The sequence below is a fragment of the Sphingomonas radicis genome (genome assembly GCF_051400635.1).
GTDB lineage: Bacteria > Pseudomonadota > Alphaproteobacteria > Sphingomonadales > Sphingomonadaceae > Sphingomonas.
Genome location: NZ_JBLFFG010000001.1, coordinates 887,966 through 908,330, shown reverse-complemented (window position 1 = coordinate 908,330; position 20,365 = coordinate 887,966). Strand labels below are relative to the sequence as shown.

20 protein-coding genes are annotated in these 20,365 nt (G+C 68.1%); 2 read left to right on the top strand and 18 right to left on the bottom strand.

Going from position 1 to position 20,365, the window contains the following annotated elements:
• Positions 1 to 88 precede the first annotated feature (88 nt).
• Positions 89 to 1,108 carry an SO2930 family diheme c-type cytochrome gene (locus ACMGDH_RS04120; protein WP_436826642.1) on the bottom strand — a complete coding sequence of 340 codons (1,020 nt, stop codon included), beginning with the start codon at positions 1,106 to 1,108 and terminating at the stop codon, positions 89 to 91.
• A complete protein-coding gene (locus ACMGDH_RS04115; RefSeq protein ID WP_436826641.1) occupies positions 1,105 to 2,298 on the bottom strand; it encodes a parallel beta-helix domain-containing protein in 1,194 nt (397 codons plus the stop codon). The genes ACMGDH_RS04120 and ACMGDH_RS04115 overlap by 4 nt, the downstream gene beginning before the upstream one ends.
• Before the next feature lie 121 nt (positions 2,299 to 2,419).
• On the opposite strand from ACMGDH_RS04115, the gene ACMGDH_RS04110 reads away from it, so the two are divergent.
• Complete coding sequence (locus tag ACMGDH_RS04110; protein ID WP_436826640.1) at positions 2,420 to 3,637, top strand: hypothetical protein; 1,218 nt, start codon at positions 2,420 to 2,422, stop codon at positions 3,635 to 3,637.
• A 6-nt stretch (positions 3,638 to 3,643) separates the two neighbouring features.
• Here ACMGDH_RS04110 and ACMGDH_RS04105 read toward each other — a convergent pair whose 3' ends face one another.
• The 11 genes from ACMGDH_RS04105 to ACMGDH_RS04055 form a co-directional block, all read right to left on the bottom strand.
• The gene (locus tag ACMGDH_RS04105; protein ID WP_436826639.1) at positions 3,644 to 4,048 is read right to left on the bottom strand and encodes a hypothetical protein; all 405 of its coding nucleotides are present in this window, start codon (positions 4,046 to 4,048) and stop codon (positions 3,644 to 3,646) included.
• Between the two features lie 48 nt (positions 4,049 to 4,096).
• Positions 4,097 to 4,630: a demethoxyubiquinone hydroxylase family protein gene (locus tag ACMGDH_RS04100; protein WP_436826638.1), complete on the bottom strand. Its 534-nt coding sequence runs from the start codon at positions 4,628 to 4,630 to the stop codon at positions 4,097 to 4,099.
• The gene (locus ACMGDH_RS04095) at positions 4,627 to 5,115 is read right to left on the bottom strand and encodes a disulfide bond formation protein B (protein ID WP_436826637.1); all 489 of its coding nucleotides are present in this window, start codon (positions 5,113 to 5,115) and stop codon (positions 4,627 to 4,629) included. Before ACMGDH_RS04095 ends, ACMGDH_RS04100 begins: the two co-directional genes overlap by 4 nt.
• 5 nt (positions 5,116 to 5,120) lie before the next feature.
• Positions 5,121 to 6,455 carry a S41 family peptidase gene (locus tag ACMGDH_RS04090; RefSeq protein WP_436826636.1) on the bottom strand — a complete coding sequence of 445 codons (1,335 nt, stop codon included), beginning with the start codon at positions 6,453 to 6,455 and terminating at the stop codon, positions 5,121 to 5,123.
• Positions 6,456 to 7,021: 566 nt separating this feature from the next.
• Positions 7,022 to 8,200, bottom strand: coding sequence for a murein hydrolase activator EnvC family protein (locus ACMGDH_RS04085; RefSeq protein ID WP_436826635.1), 1,179 nt, complete (start codon positions 8,198 to 8,200; stop codon positions 7,022 to 7,024).
• A gap of 17 nt (positions 8,201 to 8,217) precedes the next feature.
• A complete protein-coding gene (locus tag ACMGDH_RS04080) occupies positions 8,218 to 8,640 on the bottom strand; it encodes a 23S rRNA (pseudouridine(1915)-N(3))-methyltransferase RlmH (RefSeq protein ID WP_436826634.1) in 423 nt (140 codons plus the stop codon).
• Positions 8,641 to 8,676: 36 nt separating this feature from the next.
• Entirely contained in the window at positions 8,677 to 9,057 is a 381-nt protein-coding gene (gene rsfS, locus ACMGDH_RS04075) for a ribosome silencing factor (protein ID WP_436826633.1), read from the bottom strand.
• An 8-nt stretch (positions 9,058 to 9,065) separates the two neighbouring features.
• Positions 9,066 to 9,725, bottom strand: a complete 660-nt coding sequence (locus ACMGDH_RS04070; protein ID WP_436826632.1) for a nicotinate-nucleotide adenylyltransferase — start codon at positions 9,723 to 9,725, stop codon at positions 9,066 to 9,068.
• On the bottom strand, positions 9,722 to 10,012 hold the full coding sequence (locus ACMGDH_RS04065) for a type II toxin-antitoxin system RelE/ParE family toxin (RefSeq protein ID WP_436826631.1): 291 nt from the start codon (positions 10,010 to 10,012) through the stop codon (positions 9,722 to 9,724). The genes ACMGDH_RS04070 and ACMGDH_RS04065 overlap by 4 nt, the downstream gene beginning before the upstream one ends.
• Positions 10,009 to 10,263: a CopG family ribbon-helix-helix protein gene (locus tag ACMGDH_RS04060; protein WP_436826630.1), complete on the bottom strand. Its 255-nt coding sequence runs from the start codon at positions 10,261 to 10,263 to the stop codon at positions 10,009 to 10,011. Before ACMGDH_RS04060 ends, ACMGDH_RS04065 begins: the two co-directional genes overlap by 4 nt.
• A gap of 31 nt (positions 10,264 to 10,294) precedes the next feature.
• Complete coding sequence (locus tag ACMGDH_RS04055) at positions 10,295 to 11,554, bottom strand: glutamate-5-semialdehyde dehydrogenase (protein ID WP_436826629.1); 1,260 nt, start codon at positions 11,552 to 11,554, stop codon at positions 10,295 to 10,297.
• A gap of 46 nt (positions 11,555 to 11,600) precedes the next feature.
• Between ACMGDH_RS04055 and ACMGDH_RS04050 the strand changes: the two genes are divergently transcribed.
• Positions 11,601 to 12,662 carry a DUF3667 domain-containing protein gene (locus ACMGDH_RS04050; protein WP_436826628.1) on the top strand — a complete coding sequence of 354 codons (1,062 nt, stop codon included), beginning with the start codon at positions 11,601 to 11,603 and terminating at the stop codon, positions 12,660 to 12,662.
• Positions 12,663 to 12,989: 327 nt separating this feature from the next.
• Here the strand turns inward: ACMGDH_RS04050 and ftsH are convergent, their stop codons facing one another.
• The 5 genes from ftsH to ptsP all read right to left on the bottom strand — a co-directional run bounded on the left by ftsH (position 12,990) and on the right by ptsP (position 20,276).
• Positions 12,990 to 14,945 (bottom strand): ATP-dependent zinc metalloprotease FtsH, encoded by a 1,956-nt coding sequence (gene ftsH / locus ACMGDH_RS04045; RefSeq protein ID WP_436826627.1) that lies wholly within the window; start codon positions 14,943 to 14,945, stop codon positions 12,990 to 12,992.
• A gap of 80 nt (positions 14,946 to 15,025) precedes the next feature.
• Positions 15,026 to 16,048: a tRNA lysidine(34) synthetase TilS gene (tilS, locus tag ACMGDH_RS04040; protein ID WP_436826626.1), complete on the bottom strand. Its 1,023-nt coding sequence runs from the start codon at positions 16,046 to 16,048 to the stop codon at positions 15,026 to 15,028.
• On the bottom strand, positions 16,026 to 16,958 hold the full coding sequence (locus ACMGDH_RS04035) for a tetratricopeptide repeat protein (protein WP_436826625.1): 933 nt from the start codon (positions 16,956 to 16,958) through the stop codon (positions 16,026 to 16,028). The genes tilS and ACMGDH_RS04035 overlap by 23 nt, the downstream gene beginning before the upstream one ends.
• 91 nt (positions 16,959 to 17,049) lie before the next feature.
• Positions 17,050 to 17,889, bottom strand: coding sequence for a helix-turn-helix domain-containing protein (locus ACMGDH_RS04030; protein ID WP_436826624.1), 840 nt, complete (start codon positions 17,887 to 17,889; stop codon positions 17,050 to 17,052).
• A gap of 110 nt (positions 17,890 to 17,999) precedes the next feature.
• Positions 18,000 to 20,276: a phosphoenolpyruvate--protein phosphotransferase gene (gene ptsP / locus ACMGDH_RS04025; RefSeq protein WP_436826623.1), complete on the bottom strand. Its 2,277-nt coding sequence runs from the start codon at positions 20,274 to 20,276 to the stop codon at positions 18,000 to 18,002.
• Positions 20,277 to 20,365: the final 89 nt, after the last annotated feature.

The following is a 20,365-nucleotide window of genomic DNA, read 5'->3' as shown; positions in this document are numbered from 1 at the left end:
TCGAAGGGCGGCTATCCGCATGCACGCCGGCTTGGGCCGGAGCCCTTCGACAAGCTCAGGGCGAACGGGGGCGGCCGCCTTGACACTCTCAGTTCGCCACCCGCTCTTTCGGCATCGTTGCGATCCACTCCCGCAGCAGAGCCACGCCTTCCTTGTGCACCGCCGCACGGCCGAGTTCGGGCATGGCGATGCCTGGATCGATGCTTTCCATCCGGTAGATGAGAATCGACGCGTCGGGGTCACCGGGCGCGATCGCGAAGTCGAGGTTACCGCTTCCCCGCCCGGCTGCGACCGGGCGCTTGCCGATGCCCAGCGTCACCGGGCTGGTCTCGCGCCAGCCGAGGAACAGCCCCGAGTTGGACGCGCCGCCCTGCGGATTGTGGCAGTGCGCGCAGTTGATCTCGAGATAGGCCCGCGCACGGGCGTCGAGCTGCGCGGCAGGATCGTCCCAGCGCGCGATCCGCGGCGCGTCGGCAGGAGCGCGGTCGAGCAGGCCAGCTTTCGCCAGCGTCTGAAGCTGGCCGCGATGGTTGAGATAACGCGCCTTGGTGCCGATCGGAACGATCGCGCCGCCGAGCGAATGGCAGTCCTTGCACTGGTTCTGGTTGGGCACCGCATAGCTGATGCGCTGGGTGGCGCCCGAAGGATCGGTGAAGGTCACCGGGATGCGGGTGCCCGCGCGCTTGAGCATCGCGTCGGTCCCCTCGGCGTTCCAAACATAGGGAAGCGCGACCCAGCCCGAGGCGCGGCGGAGCAGCAGCCGTGTCTCGATCGAGCGGAATGTGCCTTGTTGCCGATAGCCGAAGGTCTTGATCAGCGCGCTGCCGACGGGAAAGTCGAACGCCGCCTCGCCATCGTAGCGCACCTTGGTGCCAGCCGGGACGTAGAGGAAGCGGCGCTTGTCGGCATAGTCCGAGAAAAGCGGCGTCTCGAGATCATAGCCGACAACGCGGCCCGCTGGCGCCGCCGCGGCGAGAGCGGTGAAGAAACCATAGTCGGAAAGGCGCGGTGCATAGCCCTCCCCCGTGATGGCACTGTCGTTGACCTCCCCGGGCCGGGCGGCGAGCGCGGTCAGGAACAGCAGCGTCGCTGCGGCGAGCGCCTTCACCTGGCCGCAGCCTCCATCGCCGCGGGAAGCACCACCGCCGCAGGTGCAGGCACCGCCGGCCCCTCCAGCTTCACCGGCGCGGGCCTGGCCTGCTCGGGCGGCACGCCCGGCGCCATTCCCATGCTCAGCACCGTCACCTCGTCGGCAACGCGCAACCCCAGATCGGTGCCGCCGACCCCGTCCCACAGCACCGGCGGGATACTGCCTCCGAGCGCCGAGGCAAGCTGGTCGCCGCCGGGAATCTGAGGCGCGAAGCCGGCGCGGCCGTGCTTGTTGCCCGATACGATGATCCGCCGCGGCAGCGGGTTGTAGTTCGCGTCCTCGAACTTCTGCGGATAGGCGATGATCATCACGTTGCTGGTGGCGTTGTCGCGCAGCTCGTTGCCGAAGACGTGGACATTGTCGTTCGCCATCACGAGCACGCCCGTGCCCATCGGCACCATTGCGACGATATTGCCTTTGGGAGCAAAGTTGGGGGTGTCGTTGGCGAAGACGCGGTTGTCGAACACGCGCACTTGCCCGCCGCCCATCTTGGGGAGATTCGGCATGTCGAACACCAGGATCCCGCCCGTGTTGCCGGTGGCGGTGTTGCCGAACACATCGGCGTGTCGGCTGTTCTCGATCTCGATCCCCGCGACATTGGCGGAGACGGTGGAATTGCGCACCACGATCTGCTCGGACTGGCCGACATAGATGCCTGCGTCCGACGCGCCCTTCACGGTGACGCCATCGACCAGGATCGTGGTGCTCGACACCGGATAGACGCCGTACGCGCCGTTGGTCGGCTTGGGTCCGCCGGTCCATTCGACGCGGATGTCCTTGTAGACGATCCGATCGGCGCCCTTGGACTTGATCCCGTCGCCCTTGGTGTCCTCGACCGCGAAGCCGCGCAGCACGACATCGTCCGAAGTGACGAGCAGCCCCTCGCCCGCGCCGAGCTGGCCCTTGAAGCTCAATATGGTCTTGTCCGGTCCGGCGCCGCGAATCGTCACGCGATCGACCGCTAGCGAGAGCCCGTCGGTGAGCTCGAAGCGGCCGGCGCCGACTTGGACCGTGTCGCCCGGCTTGGCGTCGAGCAGCGCGGCCTGGAGGCGTTCCTGGGCGTCGGCGCCTGCCTCGACGCGGATCGTCTCCGCAGCCGCGGGGGCGGCGAGCAGCAGCAGCGCGGCGAGCGCAAGCGTCCGGTCCATGATCCTCTCCTGCATTTTTGTGCAGCATGCCGCGAAGCGGCACGCCGGTCCAGTCTTGTTGACATGAATGTAAGCTATTCGCGCGTGGACGCCCCGCGCGGGCCCCGCTAGTCAGGCACGCATGGGGTGGGCTCTGCCAAGAGATGCGGACTGGCGGCGGACGGCGCTGTGGCTGGCGCTGCTGCTCACCTGCAGCGCAGGCTGGCTGTTCAAGGGGCATTGCGTGCCCGGCGGCTGGACCGAGGGCGAGCAATATACCACCGGCTGCTACAACGACGTGATGCCGTTCTGGGAAGGGCGCGGGGTGGCGCAGGGCCGCATCCCCTATCTCGAGCAGCCGATCGAATATCCGGTGCTCACCGGCGCGCAGATCGGGATCGAGGGCGCAGTCACTCGGCTGCTGTTCGGCAAGCGAGCGCGGGACGGGCATTTCCTGGGCGTGGTGACGATCGCCAATGCGCTGATCGCCGGGCTGATCCTGTGGATGTTCCTACAGGCGGGGCTGGAGCATCGCCGGCTGTGGGCCTGGGCATTTGCGCCGCCTCTGGTGCTCTATCTGGGGCATAACTGGGATCTGGCGGCGGCTGCGCTGGCGGTCGCGGCGATGCTGCTGGCGCGGGAGAACCGGCTGGCACAGGCCGCGGCGGCTGCGGCGTTGGGGGCGGCTGCGAAGCTGTTCCCAGCGCTCCTGCTGCCGCCCATTGGGCTCGCCGCGCTGTTCGAGCGGGGGCGGAGCTGGCGGCAGCGGATCGTGCGGGCTGCCGGTGTGACCGCTGCGGCGATCGGGGCCTGGGCGCTGGTCAATGCGCCGATCGCGCTGCTCGCCCCGGACAATTGGCTCCAGTTCTACCGCTTCTCGCAGGAGCGGGCGGGCACCGCGGCGGCGAGCTGGGAAGTGCTCAACAACATGGGCTGGTGGTTCACCTGGATCGCCGAGCGCAACTTCTACGCCGCCGCGCTTTTCCTGGGCGGCGCGGCGCTGATCCTCGGGCTCGGCTGGCGGCAGCACCGCGAGCGGATGTGGGTGCTCGCCACGCCGATCCTCGCCTGGTTCATGCTCACCAACAAGGTTTACTCCCCCCAGTTCGACCTTTGGCTCTACCCACTGCTCTTACTGACGGCGCCGCGGCTGCTGCCGGTGGCGTTCTTCGTGGCGGGCGACGCCGCGGCCTATTTCGCCGAATTCTGGTGGTTCGCGGGCAATGACGGCAGGTGGCCGGCGACGACCTATACTCATATCGCCATCTCCGCAGGCTTTCGTGCCGCAGCGATGCTGTGGCTCATCTTCGACTGCACGCTGCTCAAGGCGCCTGGCTGGATCGACCGCCGGGAGCGCTGAGGCAGATCAGGGCAGCGGCAGGTCGGTCTGGGCTTCCTGCCGCTGGCGTGCTTCGGCCTTGGCGCGGGTCGCCTGCTTGACGAAGCAGCCGGTTCCGCCGCCGGCGCCGGTGGTCGAGCAACTTCCGGTGCCCATCTGGCCCGCCTCGAGCGCCGACTGCGAGCGCACCGCCCAGCTCTGGTTCGCCTGGGGCCGCCCCTCGGTCTCGCGCAGATTCGGGGGGATACGGAAGCGCTCGGCCTCGTCGAGACGCTGGCAGATGACGATCTCCTCGCCATTTTCGTTGGTGGGGCATTTGTCGTCGCCGTAGATCACCAGCACGCCATTCTGCGTCTGTGCCTGCGCCGCCGAGGGCACCAGCAGCGGAGCGGTGGCGAACGCCGTCGCAATCGCGATCCTCTTGAGCATCATGGCTTCTCCTCGAGCGACCTGTGCAGCGTCAACGCTGAACACGGCCTTTCATATCCGTTTCGATAGCGCAATGGCAGCACGGCAGCCCATCCGGATCAACCCGAACATCACCGGATAGCCGAAGGTATTCTCCGCGCCCGACGCGAGCGCGGTGTCGCGATGCTCGATCTCTTCCTCGCGGAACTGCGCCACCGCGGCGCCAAGCTCGGGATCGTCCTGCCCGAGCTGTTCGAGCTGCTGCTGATAATGGAGATCGATCTCGGTCTCGATCGCCGCGGTGCAGGCCATCGCGGCATCGGGGCCGATCGCCGCAGTCGCCGCGCCCAGCGCGAAGCCGGCGACGTCCCAGAAGGGCTGGAGCACGGTCGGCCGCACGCCGCGGCGCGCGATCATCGCATCGAAGAAGGCCCGGTGGCGCTCCTCCTGATTGGCCATGCCGTTGATCGTGCGCGCCGCGGGGGTGCGATCGCCCATCACTGCGAGCTGGCCGGCATAGATCCGCGTCGCGCCATATTCGCCGGCCTGATCCACCCGGATCATCGCGGCGCGGCTCTCGCGGCGGTCACCGGGCTTCCAGCTCATGCGCGCGCCCTCCGCGGTGCCAGTGCGAAGATCGCCACTGCGCCGCCGAGCGACAGGATCGCGTTGAACCCCGCGAGGCTGATTCCGAACATCGTCCATTGCGCAGCGTCACAACGCACGAAGGGCTTGCGAAGTGCCTCGGTGAGCATCGCCATCGGATCGGGGTTAGCCGCGAGGCCGGAGGTGCAGGCGGTCACCCCTTGCCACCAATGATATTCGACGCCCGCGTGGAACACCCCGATCGCGCCGCTGACGACGATCAGCACGCCCGCGAACAGCACGAAGAGCATCCGCGCGGGACGCGAGGGGACGACGAAGGAAAGCGCCGCGATCACGACTGCCGCATAATGCGGCCAACGCTGCCAATGGCACATCTCGCACGGATAGAGCCCGCCCAGATATTGCGAGCCGAGCGCACCGCCGAGGAGCGCGAGCGGAAGGAGCAGCGCGATCCAGCGCGCCGCGGCGAGCCCGTCGGTCCGCATCCGGATCAGCCGCCCTTCTTCGCGACCTGGGGCAGCTTGCCGCCCGAGCGGGCGATCGTCTGCAGTGCATAATGGAGCTGGAAGTCCTCGATGCCCTTCTTCTTGAGCTCGTCGGCCGTCGCGGCGAAGCGCGGATCGGTGCGCGCGTCTTCCTCGAGCGTCGCGTCGTCGACCTTCTCCGAATTGATCAGGTGGCGGCGCAGGTCCGCCTCGCGGATCACGGTGCGGTCCTTGTAATCGGGATCCGAGATCTGCGGCACGAGCAGATCGGGCTTGATCCCGCCTTCCTGCACCGAATGGCCCGAAGGTGTATAGTAGCGCGCGGTGGTGAGGCGCAGCGCCGAACGATCGCCCATCGGCAGGATCGTCTGCACCGATCCCTTGCCGAAGCTGCGCACGCCCATCACCAGCCCGCGGTGGTGATCCTGGATCGCGCCCGCGACGATCTCCGATGCCGAAGCGGTGCCCGCATCGACCAGCACGACCACCGGCAGCCCGCGCGCGAGATCGCCCGGGACCATCGATTCGGCATAATAGCGCTCGATATCGGCCTTCTCGCGACCACGCTGCGAGACGATCTCGCCGTGGCTGAGGAACACGTCGGACACGGCGATCGCCTCACCCAGCAGCCCGCCACCGTTGGCGCGCAGATCGACGACATAGCCGAGCGGCTTGCGGCCGAGCTGCTTCTCGATCCCCTGGATCGCCTTGATCGTGTCGGCGCCGGTCTGCGCGGTGAAGGTGTTGATGTTGATGATGCCGACGCCGTCCTTCACTTCCCACTTCACGGGCTTCTGGACGATGATCTCGCGCGTCAGCGTGAACTGGAGCGGCTTGTCGGCGCCGGGGCGGACGATCGTGAGGTTGATCTTGGTGCCGGGCTGGCCCCGCATCTGCTCGATCGCTTCGTCGAGCTCGCCGCCGACGATGAACTTGCCGTCGAGGTGGGTGATGAAATCGCCCGACTTGATCCCCGCGCGCGCGGCCGGCGTGTCCTCGGTGGGCGCGATCACCTTCACCGCGCCGTCTTCCTGCGTGACGGTGAGGCCCAGCCCGCCGTAATTGCCGTCGGTCTGGATCTTGAGATTGTCGAAATCGAGCCCGTCGGCGAAGCTCGAGTGCGGATCGAGCGCGGCGAGCATCCCCTGGATCGCGCCCTCGACTAGAGTCTTGTCGTCGACCTTCTCGACATAATTGGCCTTCACGGTGTTGTAGACTTCCATGAAGGTATCGAGCTGGCGATAGCTGTCGGTATCGACCCCCGCCATCGCACCCGAGGCGATGGGGACCAGAGCGAGCGCGCCGACCGCGGCGGTGACCTGAAGAAGCGAACGGTACATCAGAACTACTTTCCGAAAGGCGGCACGACCCGATCTGCTGGCCCTATCTAAGCGCTGAATAGCGGCATTTCCACGGCGCGAACAGCCTTGCGCCCCGCGGCGGCGGGGCGAGGCCGGTTGACTTGCTTGACTCGATAACGCGTTTTTTCGGCGAAGCAGCAGCAACGCGGCGGCGAAGCGACAGCGACGCGGCACTGAAGCGCCACCCACGCGCCAGTGATGCTACACCCACGCTCCACCAAGGCGACACCGACGCCACACCCGCGCGCCATCGAAGCGACACTGACGCGACACCGACGCCACAGCAACGCGACAGGCACGCGCCAACTCCGCGACACTTGCGCCACGCCGGCATGACGGAGAGAGAATCTGCCGCTCGACATGCCTGGAACGAAAGCAGGCCAAATCCTACTTTGCCAGCTTTTTAGATCCTCCCCCGCCAGGGGGAGGTGTCAGCCGCAGGCTGACGGAGGGGGCGGATGCCAGAACACATCGGCCGGCGTGCTTCCTCCCCCTCCGTCGCGCTGCGCGCGCCACCTCCCCCTGGCGGGGGAGGATTTGGGGCCCTACAGCAATTGCGCCAGATCGAACGGCACGCCGTGGCGGCGGAGTTCGACGGTGATGCGGGGTGCGTCGCCACTGCGCGCGCGGCCGATCGGGCTTCCCTGCGCGACGCGATCGCCTTCGCGGACGGCGACGCCGCCGAGGCCGGCGACGAGGGTGGTCCAGCCCTTTCCATGATCGAGGATCACGATGCCGCCATAGCCGCGGAACGGGCCCGAATAGAGGATTCGGCCCGCCGCGGGGGCGATGACCGGCGCGCGCGGCGCACAGGCGAGCGTGAGCCCGCGCGAGCGCACCCCGGTTTCGGATATTTCGCCGAGCCCGGTGACCACCTGCCCCACGACGGGGAGGCGATAGGCCGGGGCGAAGCGGGCGCCCGGCGTGGCGGCGCCGGACGGCGCCGGACGCGGTAGCGGGCCGGGGAGCGCGGCGAGATCGGCCTCGATCTCCGCAGCGGCGCCGAGCGTCTCCATCTGGTCGACGAGGTCGCGAGCGCGTTCGCCGAGCGCCAGCGCGCGATCCGATTCGACCAGCGCGCTGCGCCCCAGCGCCTGCGAGCGCGCACGATATTCGGCTTCGAGCCGGACGAGCGCGATCCGCTCCTGATCGTGGCGGGCACGGCTCTGGCGCAATCCGTTCGCCGCTGCCTGGGCGCCGGCGCGCAGCCGCCGGGTGCGATCGAGCTCGGCGCGGACGGCAGCGGTGCGCGCCTCGACCTGCGGCAAGGTGGTGGCGAGCACGGCACGGACATGGACCATGTCCGCGGTCGAGCCCGGCTGGACCAGCCCGAGCATTGCAGGACGACGCGCCATCGACTGGAGCGCCGCGATAAGGCGCAGCACCGGCGCCTGATCGCGCGCGAGCCGGCCGCGCTGGGCGGCGAGGATTCGGTCGACGATCGCGATGCGTGCCTGCGATGCGGCGATCTGGGCTTCGGCGGCGCGGATGCGCTCGGCGGCTGCGGCCTGCTTCGCCTGCGCCTGCGCCGCCTGGTCACGCGCACTCGCGGCGGCCCGTTCGAGCGCACGGGCGCGGGCCTCCGCGGCTGTCACCGCGGCATTCGCGGTGCGCAGGCGCGCCTGCTGCTCGCCAAGACTGGGCACCTGCGCGCCCGCGACCGCGCCGGCACCCAGCATCGCCAGCAATGCGGCGGTCAGCGTGATGCTTCGCGCAGGCCCCATGGTTCATCCCCCATGGCTCATCCTTCGCGATGATAGGGGTGATTGGCAAGGATCGAAGCGGCGCGCCAGAGCTGCTCGGCCAGCATTGCGCGGGCGAGCATGTGCGGCCAGGTCGCGCGGCCGAACGAAAGCAGCAGATCGGCGCCCGCGCGCGCCTCATCGTCGAAGCCGTCGGCGGCGCCGATCAGAAAGCGCGTCTCGCGGATGCCGTCGTCGCGCCATCGGCCGAGCTTTTCGGCGAGCGTGCGCGAGGGCAGGTTCTCGCCCTTCTCGTCGAGCATGACGACGCGCGTGGCGCCTTCGATCGCGGGCATGCGCCCGCCGCTGTCGGGAAGCTCGGTGACGCGCGTGGGCCAGGGGATGCGCTTCAAATAGCGCTCGACCAGTTCGGCCTCGGGACTGCGCCCAATCCGCCCGCGCGCGACGATGTGGAGCAGCATTATGCCGAAATCGCGGCGCGACTGCTCAACGAATGTTCACGCCTGGCCGGCGGGTTCGACGAACGACCACATGCGCTCGAGATTGTAGAAGCTACGCACTTCGGGGCGGAAGAGGTGGACGATCACGTCGCCTGCGTCGATCAGCACCCAATCGGCGTTGGGCAGACCCTCGACGCGTGGGCTGCGGCCGAACTCCGCCTTGATCTTCTCGGCGAGCTTCGTCGCCATCGACGCGACCTGCCGCGTCGACCTGCCCGAGGCGACGACCATGTAATCGGCGATGCTGCTCTTGCCCGCGAGCGGGATCGAGACGGTCTCCACCGCCTGATCGTCGTCCAGCGAAGTCAGCACGAGCCGATGCAGCGCCTCGACGCTTTCGGCGCCGGGGACATGCTGGACGTTGGGGGATGTGGCCAAGGTAACTCCTAAGGGTTGAGCGAGTCTGTGCGCGAAGGTGGAAACGGCACGGACGCGCCCGATATAGGCATGGTGGACGCGTTCATGAAGTGCCGGTGCCAGGCAGGGTCGGCGGCCCGAAGGCGCGTCGCCGAAGTAGGATCGGGGCGGAAGCGCAACAGCACCAGGGCCGGCAAACTCCACTTCGTCCAGTTCTTCGCCTGGCCTGCGGGCCGCACAGCGCGCCGCAGCCAACCCATCGCAACGCTTGCGTGAGCCTCGCGATTATATCCCGGGCGCGCGATCACCGCAATCGGAACCTGCCGGGCGATCCTCCGCCAGTCGCGCCAGCGGTGGAACTGGGCGAGATTGTCGGCGCCCATCAACCAGATGAAGCGGCGCCGGGGGTGGCGCCGCACGAGCTCTGCGAGCGTATCGGCGGTGTAGCGCGTCTTCATCCGCACCTCGACGTCGCTGGCGCGGATCGGCGCGTGCCGGGCCATGCGCCGGGCCGAGGCGAGCCGCGCGGCGAAGGGCGCCATGCCGGCATCGGGCTTGAGCGGGTTGCCCGGCGAGACCAGCCACCAGACCTCGTCGAGCCCCAGCGCGCGCATCGCGTGGAGCGAGAGGCGGCGGTGGCCGCGGTGCGCGGGGTTGAACGAGCCGCCGAGGAGGCCGATTCGCTTCAATCCGCCGATCCCGCGCGCCAATTTTCGTGCGCATGGTGCATGCGCAGTATCTCCACCCCATCCACGCTCAGGCGATAGAGGAGTACATAATCGAACGACCGGACGCGCCATTTTCTCACCGGTTCCTCGATGAGGGGACCGGCGTGCGGATTCTCCGCGAGGAAGCGCGCCGCGCGCAACGCGGCTATGCCCAGGCGATCCGCGAACTCAGGGGAAAGCCCCTGATAATATTTGTCGATTCGCTCAAAATCAGCCCGAGCGATCGCCGTCCATCGCGCGCGCCTCATTCGGCGGCGGCTCGATGCCGACGACCCTCAAACCACGCTTCCATCTCTTCCTGGCTGATCAGCTCGCCTCGATCAGCGGCGTCGATACCCTCCTGGACGAAGGCCCAAAATGCGGTCTCTTCTTCGACATAGCGCTCAATGGCCAGCTGCACGACCGAGGCGCGCGATCGGCGCATCCGTACGGCGAGCTTGTCCAGATTTTCCGAGAGCGCCTCGTCGATGCGCGACGTGATGACCACGCTTTTCGTCATGCATCAAATGTATACTTGTGCAGCGCGCTCTTCAAGGCCGCGTCTGGCCGCTCCCGCGGACGACCCATTTGTAGGTCGTCAGCCCTTCGAGCGCGACGGGGCCGCGGGCGTGGAGGCGGCCGGTGGAGATGCCGATCTCGGCGCCAAGGCCGAACTCGCCGCCATCGGCGAACTGAGTCGAGGCGTTCCACATCACGATCGCGCTGTCGACGGTGTTCAGGAAACGCTCGGCAGTGGGCGCATCGCCGGTGACGATCGCGTCGGTGTGGTGCGAGCCGTGGCGGGCGATGTGATCCATCGCGGCGTCGACGCCGTCGACGAGCTTCACCGAGAGGATCGCGTCGAGATATTCGGTGTCCCAATCCTCTTCGCTGGCGGGCTTCACGAAGGGATGGAGCGCCTGGACCTCGGCGTCGCCGCGCAGCTCGCAGCCGGCCTGGTGGAGCGCCTCGAGCATCGCGACCGGATCCGCGAAACCGCGATCGATCAGCAGCGTCTCGGTCGCGCCGCAGATGCCGGTGCGGCGCATCTTGGCGTTGACCGCGAGCGCTAGCGCCATCTCGGGATCGGCCGCGCGGTCGAGATAGGTGTGGTTGAGGCCGTCGAGGTGGGCGAGCACCGGCACGCGCGCCTCGGCCTGGACCCGCGCGACGAGGCTCTTGCCGCCGCGTGGCACGATCATGTCGATCGCACCCTCGGCGGTGAGCATCGCGCCCACCGCGGCGCGATCGGTGACGGGCACGAGCTGGATCGCATCGGCCGACGCCCCGCCCGCTTCGAGACCGCTGGCCAGCGCGGCGTGGATCGCGCGGTTGCTGTGGATCGCCTCCGAGCCGCCGCGCAGGATCGCGGCGTTGCCCGACATCGCGCAGAGCGCCCCGGCATCGGCAGTCACGTTCGGGCGGCTCTCGTAGATGATGCCGATCACGCCGATCGGCACGCGGACGCGCGTGAGCACCAGCCCATTGGGGCGCTCGACGCGATCGATCACGCGGCCGACCGGATCGTCGAGCCGGGCGACGGCCTCGATCCCGGCGGCCATCGCCTCGACGCGATCGACGTCGAGGCGCAGCCGATCGAGCAGCGCGCCGGTGAGGCCCGAGGCTTCGCCTGCGCGCATGTCCTGGGCATTGGCGGCGATGATCGTGTCGCGCGAGTCGCGGATCGCCCGGGCGGCAGCGAGCAGTGCGCGACTCTTCTGCGCGCTCGACATCGCTGCGAGCTGCTGCGAGGCGGCACGCGCCCGGGCAGCCATATCGGCGATCAGCATGGGAATGTCAGCGTCGGCCATGCTGCACCCGCTAGCACGGCTCGGCGCAAGCTGGTAGCCAGTTGCCATGGGGGAAATCGACGCAGCAGGCGAAATGGTGACAGGCGCGCTCATCGGCCGCGCAGTCGAGCCCAAGACGGGCGAGGCGCACGGGCCGGATCATTCGGACAATTGCCTCAATTGCGGAACCGCACTGATCGGGACGCACTGCCACCAATGCGGCCAGACCGGGCATGTCCACCGCTCGCTGGGCGCCGTGGCGCACGAGATCGTCCACGGCGTCCTCCATTTCGAAGGCAAGTTCTGGCGCACCCTGCCGCTGCTCGCCTGGCGGCCCGGCGATCTCACCCGCCGTTACATCGCGGGCGAGCGCGCCAAGTTCGTGTCGCCGATGGCGATCTACCTCTTCTCGATCTTCGCGATGTTCGCGGTCTTCTCCTTCGCGGGCATTTCCGCGCCGACCGACATTTCCGGCGTCACCGCCAAGCCCGCGGCGGCGATCCAGCAGGCCAGGAAGGACGCCGAGGAAAATCGCGCCGAAGCCACGGCGCGGCTGCGCGAGCTCGCCCCCGGTGACGCCAAGCGCGAAAAATACGAGCAGCGCATCGCCACTGCCAACAGCGATCTGGCGGAGCTGACCGAAGCCGCGAAGCATGTCGCGCCCGACAGGGTCGACCAGATCGCCAACATCCACACCGGATGGAAGGCGCTCGATTACGGCATCGACAAGTGGAACAAGAACCCCTCGCTGATGCTCTACAAGCTCCAGTCATCGAGCTATAAATTCTCGTGGCTGCTGATCCCGCTGTCGCTGCCGTTCGTGTGGCTGCTGTTCTTCTGGAAGCGCCAGTACAAGCTCTACGACCACGCGATCTTCGTCATCTATTCGATCGCGTTCATGTCGCTGCTGTTCATCGCGCTGACGCTGCTCGGCGCGATCGGCGTGCCCTCCGCAACGCTGGGGACGCTCGGGACATTCGTGCCGCTGATCCACATCACCCGCCAGCTCAAACAGGCCTATAGCCTGCGCTGGCGCAGCGCGATCCTGCGCGCGATCGTGCTGAGCTGGTTCATCGTGATCATCCTGACGCTGTACCTGCTGATCCTGCTGCTGCTGGGCATGTTCTGAGCGGCGGCTTTCTCGATCCTCCCTCGCCAGGGCAGGGCAATCGCTTATGGAAATTCCGTTTGCCCTGAGCTTGTCGAAGGGCCGCTTCTTCTTCGCTGCGAGCAACCAGCCCGAAGAAAAGGACGTCCTTCGACAAGCTCAGGACGAACGGAGATTTTGCCGAAACCCTTTCCGGACCCGCAACACATTCCATATGCAACCGCCCTGCCCGCCGGGGAGGATTGAATTGCTACCGAGGCGCCCGCGTTCGCAACCGACACGAACACCAAAGAAAAGGCCCTCCCCCGATCGTTCGGGAAAGGGCCTTTTGTTGGCTGGGGGCTGAACTCAGGCGCCTTGCGGTGCCGGGTTGCCGAAACCCTTGGGCTTGCGGATCTTCGGGATCGAGGTGCCTGCGACCGCGGCCGGCTTGGCGCCCGCGCCCGGATCGGGGCGGCCGATATCCTCGCCTGCGATCAGCCGCTTGATCTCCTCGCCGGTGAGCGTCTCATATTCGAGCAGCGCCAGCGCGATCGTGTGGAGCTGGTCGACATGATCGGTCAGGATCTGGCGCGCACGGGCCAGCCCCTGCTCGACGAAGCGCTTGACCTCGCTGTCGATCAGCCGCGCAGTCTCGTCCGACATCGGCTTGGAGCGCGACATGACATAGCCGTAGCTCTCCTCGCTCTCCGAGAAGTCGAGCGGCCCGACATTGTCCGACAGGCCCCATTTGGTGACCATCGCGCGGGCGAGACGCGTCGCCTGCATGATGTCGTTCGACGCGCCCGACGACACCTTGTCGTAACCGAAGATCAGCTCCTCGGCGACGCGGCCGCCGAACGCCACGGCGATGTCGGCGTGCATCTTGTCGCGGTGATAGCTGTACGAATCGCGCTCCGGCAGCGGCTGGACCATGCCCAGCGCGAAGCCGCGCGGAATGATCGTCGCCTTGTGGATCGGGTCCGCGGTCGGCTCGTGCGCGAAGACCAGCGCGTGGCCCGCCTCATGATAGGCCGTCATCCGCTTCTCGTCGTCGGTCATCACCATGCTGCGGCGCTCGGCGCCCATCAGCACCTTGTCACGCGCGTCATCGAACTCCTGCGCCGCGACCAGCCGCTTGCCGCGGCGGGCGGCGAGCAGCGCAGCCTCGTTGACCAGGTTGGCGAGATCGGCGCCCGAGAAGCCCGGGGTGCCGCGCGCGATGACTCGCGCGTCGACGTCGGGCGCCAGCGGCACCTTCTTCATATGGACCTGGAGGATCTTCACCCGGCCTTCGATGTCCGGGCGCGGAACCTGGACCTGACGATCGAAGCGGCCCGGGCGGAGCAGCGCCGGATCGAGCACGTCGGGGCGGTTGGTCGCCGCGATGATGATGATGCCTTCGTTGGATTCGAAGCCGTCCATCTCGACGAGCAGCTGGTTGAGCGTCTGCTCGCGCTCGTCGTTCTGGTTGCCGAGGCCGGCGCCGCGCGAGCGGCCGACGGCGTCGATCTCATCGATGAAGACGATGCACGGGGCCGATTTCTTGGCCTGTTCGAACATGTCCCTGACACGAGACGCGCCGACGCCGACGAACATCTCGACGAAGTCCGAGCCCGAGATGGAGAAGAACGGCACGCCCGCCTCCCCCGCGATCGCGCGGGCGAGCAGCGTCTTGCCGGTGCCGGGCGAGCCGACGAGCAGCGCGCCCTTGGGAATCTTGCCGCCGAGGCGCGCGAACTTGGTCGGGTCCCTCAGGAACTCGACGATCTCCTGCAGCTCCTCGCGTGCTTCGTCGATGCCGGCGACATCGTCGAAGGTGACCTTGCCTTCCTTCTGGGTGAGCAGGCGCGCGCGCGACTTGCCGAAGCCCATCGCGCCCGAGCCCGAGCCCTTCTGCATCTGGCGAAGCACGAAGAAGGCAATGCCGAGGAAAAGCAGGAACGGCAGCGACTGGACCAGGATATATTGCCAGATCGACGGGCCCTCCTCCGGACGCGCGTTGATCCGCACGCCCTTGTCGCGCAACGTCGAGATGAGCTGCGGATCATTGGGCACGTTGGTGCGGAACTTGGCGTCGCTGGAGAGGGTGCCGGTGACGACGCCCGAGCCCGTTGCGATGTTGACGTCCTTGACCTCGCCTGCCTCGACCTTGTCGAGGAAAGTCGAATAAGCGATCGTATCGCCTGTCGCAGTGGTGCTGCGGCCTTCGAACATCATCACGAAGAGCCCGAGTGCGGCAAACATGCCCACCCAGATCAGCAGGCTCTTCATCCAGGGATTGCCCCCGTTCTCGGGACCCTGCTGCTTGTCGTTGTCGTTCATGTGGCGATCGTACCTTTCCGCCCTGCAAGATAGGGACGGGCAAGTTAATGGCAATGGAACAACGCGGTTCTTTAGGTCGATCAGTGTGATCGCCGCGCCGGAGCCAGGCTGAAACGCCATTCACCATGTTTCGCGGCGGCTTTCACCCCCGCAATCGTACCGGTGCCGTCGCCATCGAGCGTGGTGACGAGGCGATCGAGTCCCTGCTCGTGCCAGGGCTCGTGAATCCCGCCTTGGTGCCGCACATGTTGGACGGCGAGCCGCACCAGCCGGCGGCGCAGCTCATAGGGCAGTTCAACCGGGTCGAACGTCGCTGCGGCGCCATCCGCGCGGAACCGCGCCGAGAGCTCGCGCTGCAACGCCCATTCGAGCGCGTCCTCCGCATGGCGCAGATTCTGCGCGGAAAGCGCCAGGCGCGAGGGGACGAGGTCCGGCGTCGACTGGATCAGCGCACGAATCCGGCTGCGGTCGTAGCGCGGATCACGGTTGGACCGGTCCTCGACGAAGGGCACGCGCTTGCAAACCGCGAGCCCTTCCAGCTCGGCGCGTGACCAGTCGAGCAGCGGCCGCACGAGCTCCAGCCCGGGAGCAAGCTGCCGCGAACGGCGCATCGCTGCGAGCCCGCCCACCCCGGATCCGCGGCGCGCGCGCATCAGGAAAGTCTCGGCGACGTCGTCGCGCTGGTGGGCGACGGCGATCCAGCCGGCGCCGGCGAGCGGCCCCCGGGGGGCCGCCCATTCGGCGAGCGCGGCATAGCGCAGCGTCCGCGCGCGCTCCTGCACATTGCCGGCGAAACTGTAATCGGCGGGAGGCGCAAGCGTCGTGTGAGGAACGCCCAATTGGGCGCAGACCGCGGCCACCAACGCCGCTTCGTCCGCGGCCTCTGGGCGCAGGCCATGGTTTACGGTGGCGGCCCGCACTGCGCCGGGATAGGCGGCGGCGGCGAGCAGCAGCAGCGCCATGCTGTCCGGCCCGCCCGAAACGCCGAGCCCGAGCATTCGCGCGGCAGTGGGAGCCTCCCCGGTCAGCGCTTCCAGATCGCGCCGGAAACGCTCGATCTGCTCCGCCGGGGGCGTCAGCTCATTTGCACTTGTTGTCGGCACGGCCCTGCGCGACCCCGGCTTTGATCCCGGCCGAGAGACGGTCGCCATAGAGCTGGGTCAGCTCGTCATAGACCTTGCAGACTTCGCTCGCCGGCTTCTTGAGCTTGGTGAGCGACTGGGCGAGATAATAGAGGCTGTCGGGCGCGCGCTCGCCGTTCGGGTTCTTCTTGAAATTCTCGTAGAACGCCACTGCGGCGAGGCTCGGCGCACCTGCATCCAGATAGGAGCGGCCCAGCAGATTCTGCGCATAGCTGGCGCGGCGATGCTCGGGATATTTGGTCACGACCGCCTCGAGCGCCTTGCGCGCCTCGGGGTAGAGCTTCGCGCTCCACAGGCGATAGCCGTAGAGATAGCCGTCCTCGGCAGGATCACCGCTCTTGGGCTTTTCGATCGCCGCGAGCTGCTGCGCGCGCGAGCCGCTCGGCTTGGCAGCGGGCTTCTCGGCGGCCGGGGCGGCGGCCTCGCCCAGATCGACCGGGGCGATCTCGGGGCCGCCGGTGCCGAGCTCCTCGGCGGGCGCCGCTGGCGCGGTGCGGTCCTCGATCGCCTTCAGCCGCGCATCCGTCGCCGCCTTGTAGGCGTTGAACGCTTCCTCGAGCTGGCGGAGGCGATATTCGCTCTGCTCGGCCTGGCCGGTGAGCGAGGTGAGCTGGCCTTCGAGCGCAGCGACGCGCTGGGTGAGATCGGTGAGCGGCGTGGAGGCAGGCACGCCGGGGACCGTCGTATCGAGCTGCGGCGTGATCTGGGGCTCGACCGTCTGGCCGGCGCCGCCCGGGAACACCTTGCGCTGCACCGCGCGCATCTCGCGCTCGAGCCGGTCGACCCGGCCCTCGACCGACGTCTGGGCGTGGGCGCTCCCTGCGGTTGCGATCGCGATCACGAGCGTCGCGGCGGCCATCAAATTTCGCATGTTCAATATACCAGGTGCAAAGCGGATCGGTTGAAGGGCTCGTCGCGCCATAGCTGACACGCCTTGCCTGTCGCCAGCCTTAAGGCCGGTCTTAAGGAACGCCGAGAGTGTTTGCATCAGGAGCGGCGGCGGCGGAACCGGCAGGCTCGGCGGGACGTGCCTTGAGCGCGGCGGCGCCCACTTCGGCGTCGATCGTGCGCTCGCCGGTGCCCAGCGGCGGCACGCTCGAACCATTGATCAGCACCTGAAGCCGATCGGGACGACCGGTGCGCAGGCGCGGGCGATCCACACCCGGTGGCACGTCGTAGCGCTCGCCCGGCGCCATTTCCTTCTCGTAGAGCCGCTGCCCGCTGGCATCGTTCACGCGGACCCACACGGTGTCGAGCGCGACCAGCGTCACCTGATCGCCGCCGATGGGGGCCGGGGCGGGCGCGGCGGTATTGGCCAGGGCTTCGGTCGCTTCGGGAGCAGCTTCGGTTTCGGCCGGCGCAGCGACTTCGGTCGGGGCTTCGCCGCGGAACAGGCTGGTGCCGTACCACAGGCCCGCGCCCACCAGCAGCAGCACCGCCACGATCACGCCGGCCCAGACGATGCCCCGGGAAGGAACGCGGGTGGGGTCCTCCATCGGGTAGGAAGGCACGGGCACGACGCGTTCGGGGCTGTTGCCCAGTTCCTGGCGCAGCTCGCGGCCGATCTCGACCTCGTCGACGCCCACCGCGCGGGCATAGGCCTTGGCGAAGCCGTACGCATAAGTGACCGAGGGAAGCCCGGCGTAATTGCCGTTCTCGATCGTCTCCAGATGACGCTGCGGAATACGGGTGCGGCTGGCGATTTCCGCGAGCTCCAGGCCCTGCGCCTCACGCGCGGCGCGCAGCTTCTCTCCCACGGTTGCGGGAAACAGCGTCGGCTCCTGGGCGATTTCGCCTTCCATGCCTAACCTCCGGCGGGAGGGTTGCGGCCCATTGGGCTCCCGCCTGTGCCCCGCGGTGTCCCTCAGGGCGCTGCGGCTGTCAACGGCGGGTGACCGAAATCTACGCTTTATCAGGCCAATTCGACGCGATGTTCAGCAGCCCAGGCAGTGAGCGTGTCGCGCAGCGGCAATTGCGGGGCGGCGAGCGCCGCTTCCAGCGTACAGCGAAGCGCGGCGCGATCGAGCGAGCGGATCATCGCCTTGACCGGGCCGACCGCGGCGGGGGTGATCGAGAGCCGGTCGATCCCCAGCCCGATCAGCGCCATCGCCTCCAGCGGGCGCCCGCCCATCTCGCCGCACACGCCCACCGGGACCCCGGCCGCATGCGCCTGATCGGCGACGCGCTTGATGAAGCGCAGGATCGAGGGACTGAGCCAGTCGTAACGCAGCGCGAGCTTGGGATGCGCGCGGTCCGCGGCGAAGAGGAACTGAGTCAGATCGTTGGTGCCGATCGACAGGAAATCGAGCCGCGGAAGCAGCATGTCGAGCACTTCGGCGAGCGCGGGCACTTCGAGCATCGCGCCGTAGCGGATCTCGGCGGGCATCTTGCGTCCGCGCGCGGCGAGCCAGGCGCGCTGCGCTTCGAACAGCGCGCGTGCCTCATCGAACTCCCAGGGCTCGGAAACCATCGGGAACATGATGTGGAGCGTACGCCCCGCCGCCGCCTCGATCAGCGCGCGCGCCTGCGCCTTCATCAGCCCGTCGCGCTCCAGCGCCAGCCGCAGCGCGCGCCAGCCCATCGCGGGATTCTCTTCGTCGCCCGCCTCGTCGTGGTTGAGATAGGGCAGCGCCTTGTCGCCGCCGATATCGACCGTGCGGAAGATGACCGGGCGCTCGCCGGCGGTGTCGAGCACGTCCTTATAGAGCCGGCGCTGCGCCTCGCGCTGGGGCAGGGTCGCCGAGACGAGGAACTGGAACTCGGTGCGGAACAGGCCGATCCCGTCCGCGCCGGTCAAATCGAGCGCGGACACGTCGTCGCGCAGCCCGGCATTGACCATCAGCGTGACGCGGTGCCCGTCGCGGGTCAGCGGCGGCTCGCCCTTCAGCCGCGCGAAGGCTGCGCGGCGCTTCTGGCTCAGCACGAGCTTGGCCGAGAAGGCCTCCTGCATCGCCGTGGTCGGGCGGACGAACAGGCTCTCCTCGCCCACGTCGAGCAGCAGCATGTCGCCCTCGGCGATGAGCTGGCGGACGTTGCGGACGCGGCCGAGCACCGGCACCCCCATCGCGCGCGCGACGATGGTGACGTGCGCGGTGAGCGAGCCTTCCTCGAGCACCACGCCCTTTAGGCGGCGGCGATCATATTCGAGCAGCTCGGCGGGCCCCAGGTTGCGCGCGATCAGGATCGAATCGTGCCGCAGCCCTAGCTGCGCCGCGGTGCCGAGCTGGCCCGAGACGATGCGCAGCAGCCGGTTGGACAGGTCCTCCAGATCGTGCATCCGATCGCGAAGCAGCGGATCGTCGATCTCGCGCATCCGCTGGCGGGTGCGCTGCTGGACGCGCTCGATCGCCGCCTCGGCAGTGAGGCCGGAGTCGATCGCTTCGTTGATGCGGCGGCTCCAGCCTTCGTCATAGGCGAACATCTTGTAGGTCTGGAGCACTTCGTCGTGCTCGCCGCCCACGCCGAACTCGGCCTGGCTGGCCATCCGGTCGATCTGCTCGCGCATCTTGTCGAACGCGGCATAGACGCGGTGGCGCTCGGCCTCGATGTCTTCGGCCACGGTGTGCTCGATCACGATGCGCGGCTGGTGGAACACGGCCAGGCCCTGCGCCATGCCCTCGACCAGCTTGAAGCCGCTCGCGCGCGTGGCCCCGGTCGCCTGGGGCCGCGTCGATGCCGCACCCGCGGCGTCGATCAGCCCCGCGTTGGCGATGAGCTCCGACAACACCATCGCGACCGTCTGGAGCGCTTCGATCTCGACTTCGTCGTAGCGTCGCGGCTCGGCATGCTGGACCGCGAGCACGCCGACCGCGCGCTCGCGCCGGATGATCGGGACGCCGGCGAAGCTGTGGAACCGGTCTTCGCCCGTCTCAGGCCGATAGGCGAAGTCGGGATGCGTCGCCGCCTCGGCCAGGTTGAGCGTCTCGACGTTGGCGGCGATCGTACCGACCAGGCCTTCGCCCAGGGCGAGCTTGGTGACGTGGACCGCCTCCTGCGCCAGTCCGCGGGTGGCGAACAGCTCGAGCACGCCTTCGCGCAGCAGGTAGATCGAGCAGACCTCGCTATCGAGCGCGGTGCCGATGATCTCGACCACGGCATTGAGCTTCGATTGCGCCGGCAGACGCTTCGCCATCACGTCGTGGAGGCGCGTGAGTATCTCGCGTGCGGAGGCGGCAGCAGCAAGGGCCATGACCCGGGGCTAACAGATTGCGCGAAGCGGCGCCATTCGGTCGGCACAAAATATACCTTGCGTCACACAGTACCATGTGACATACAGTG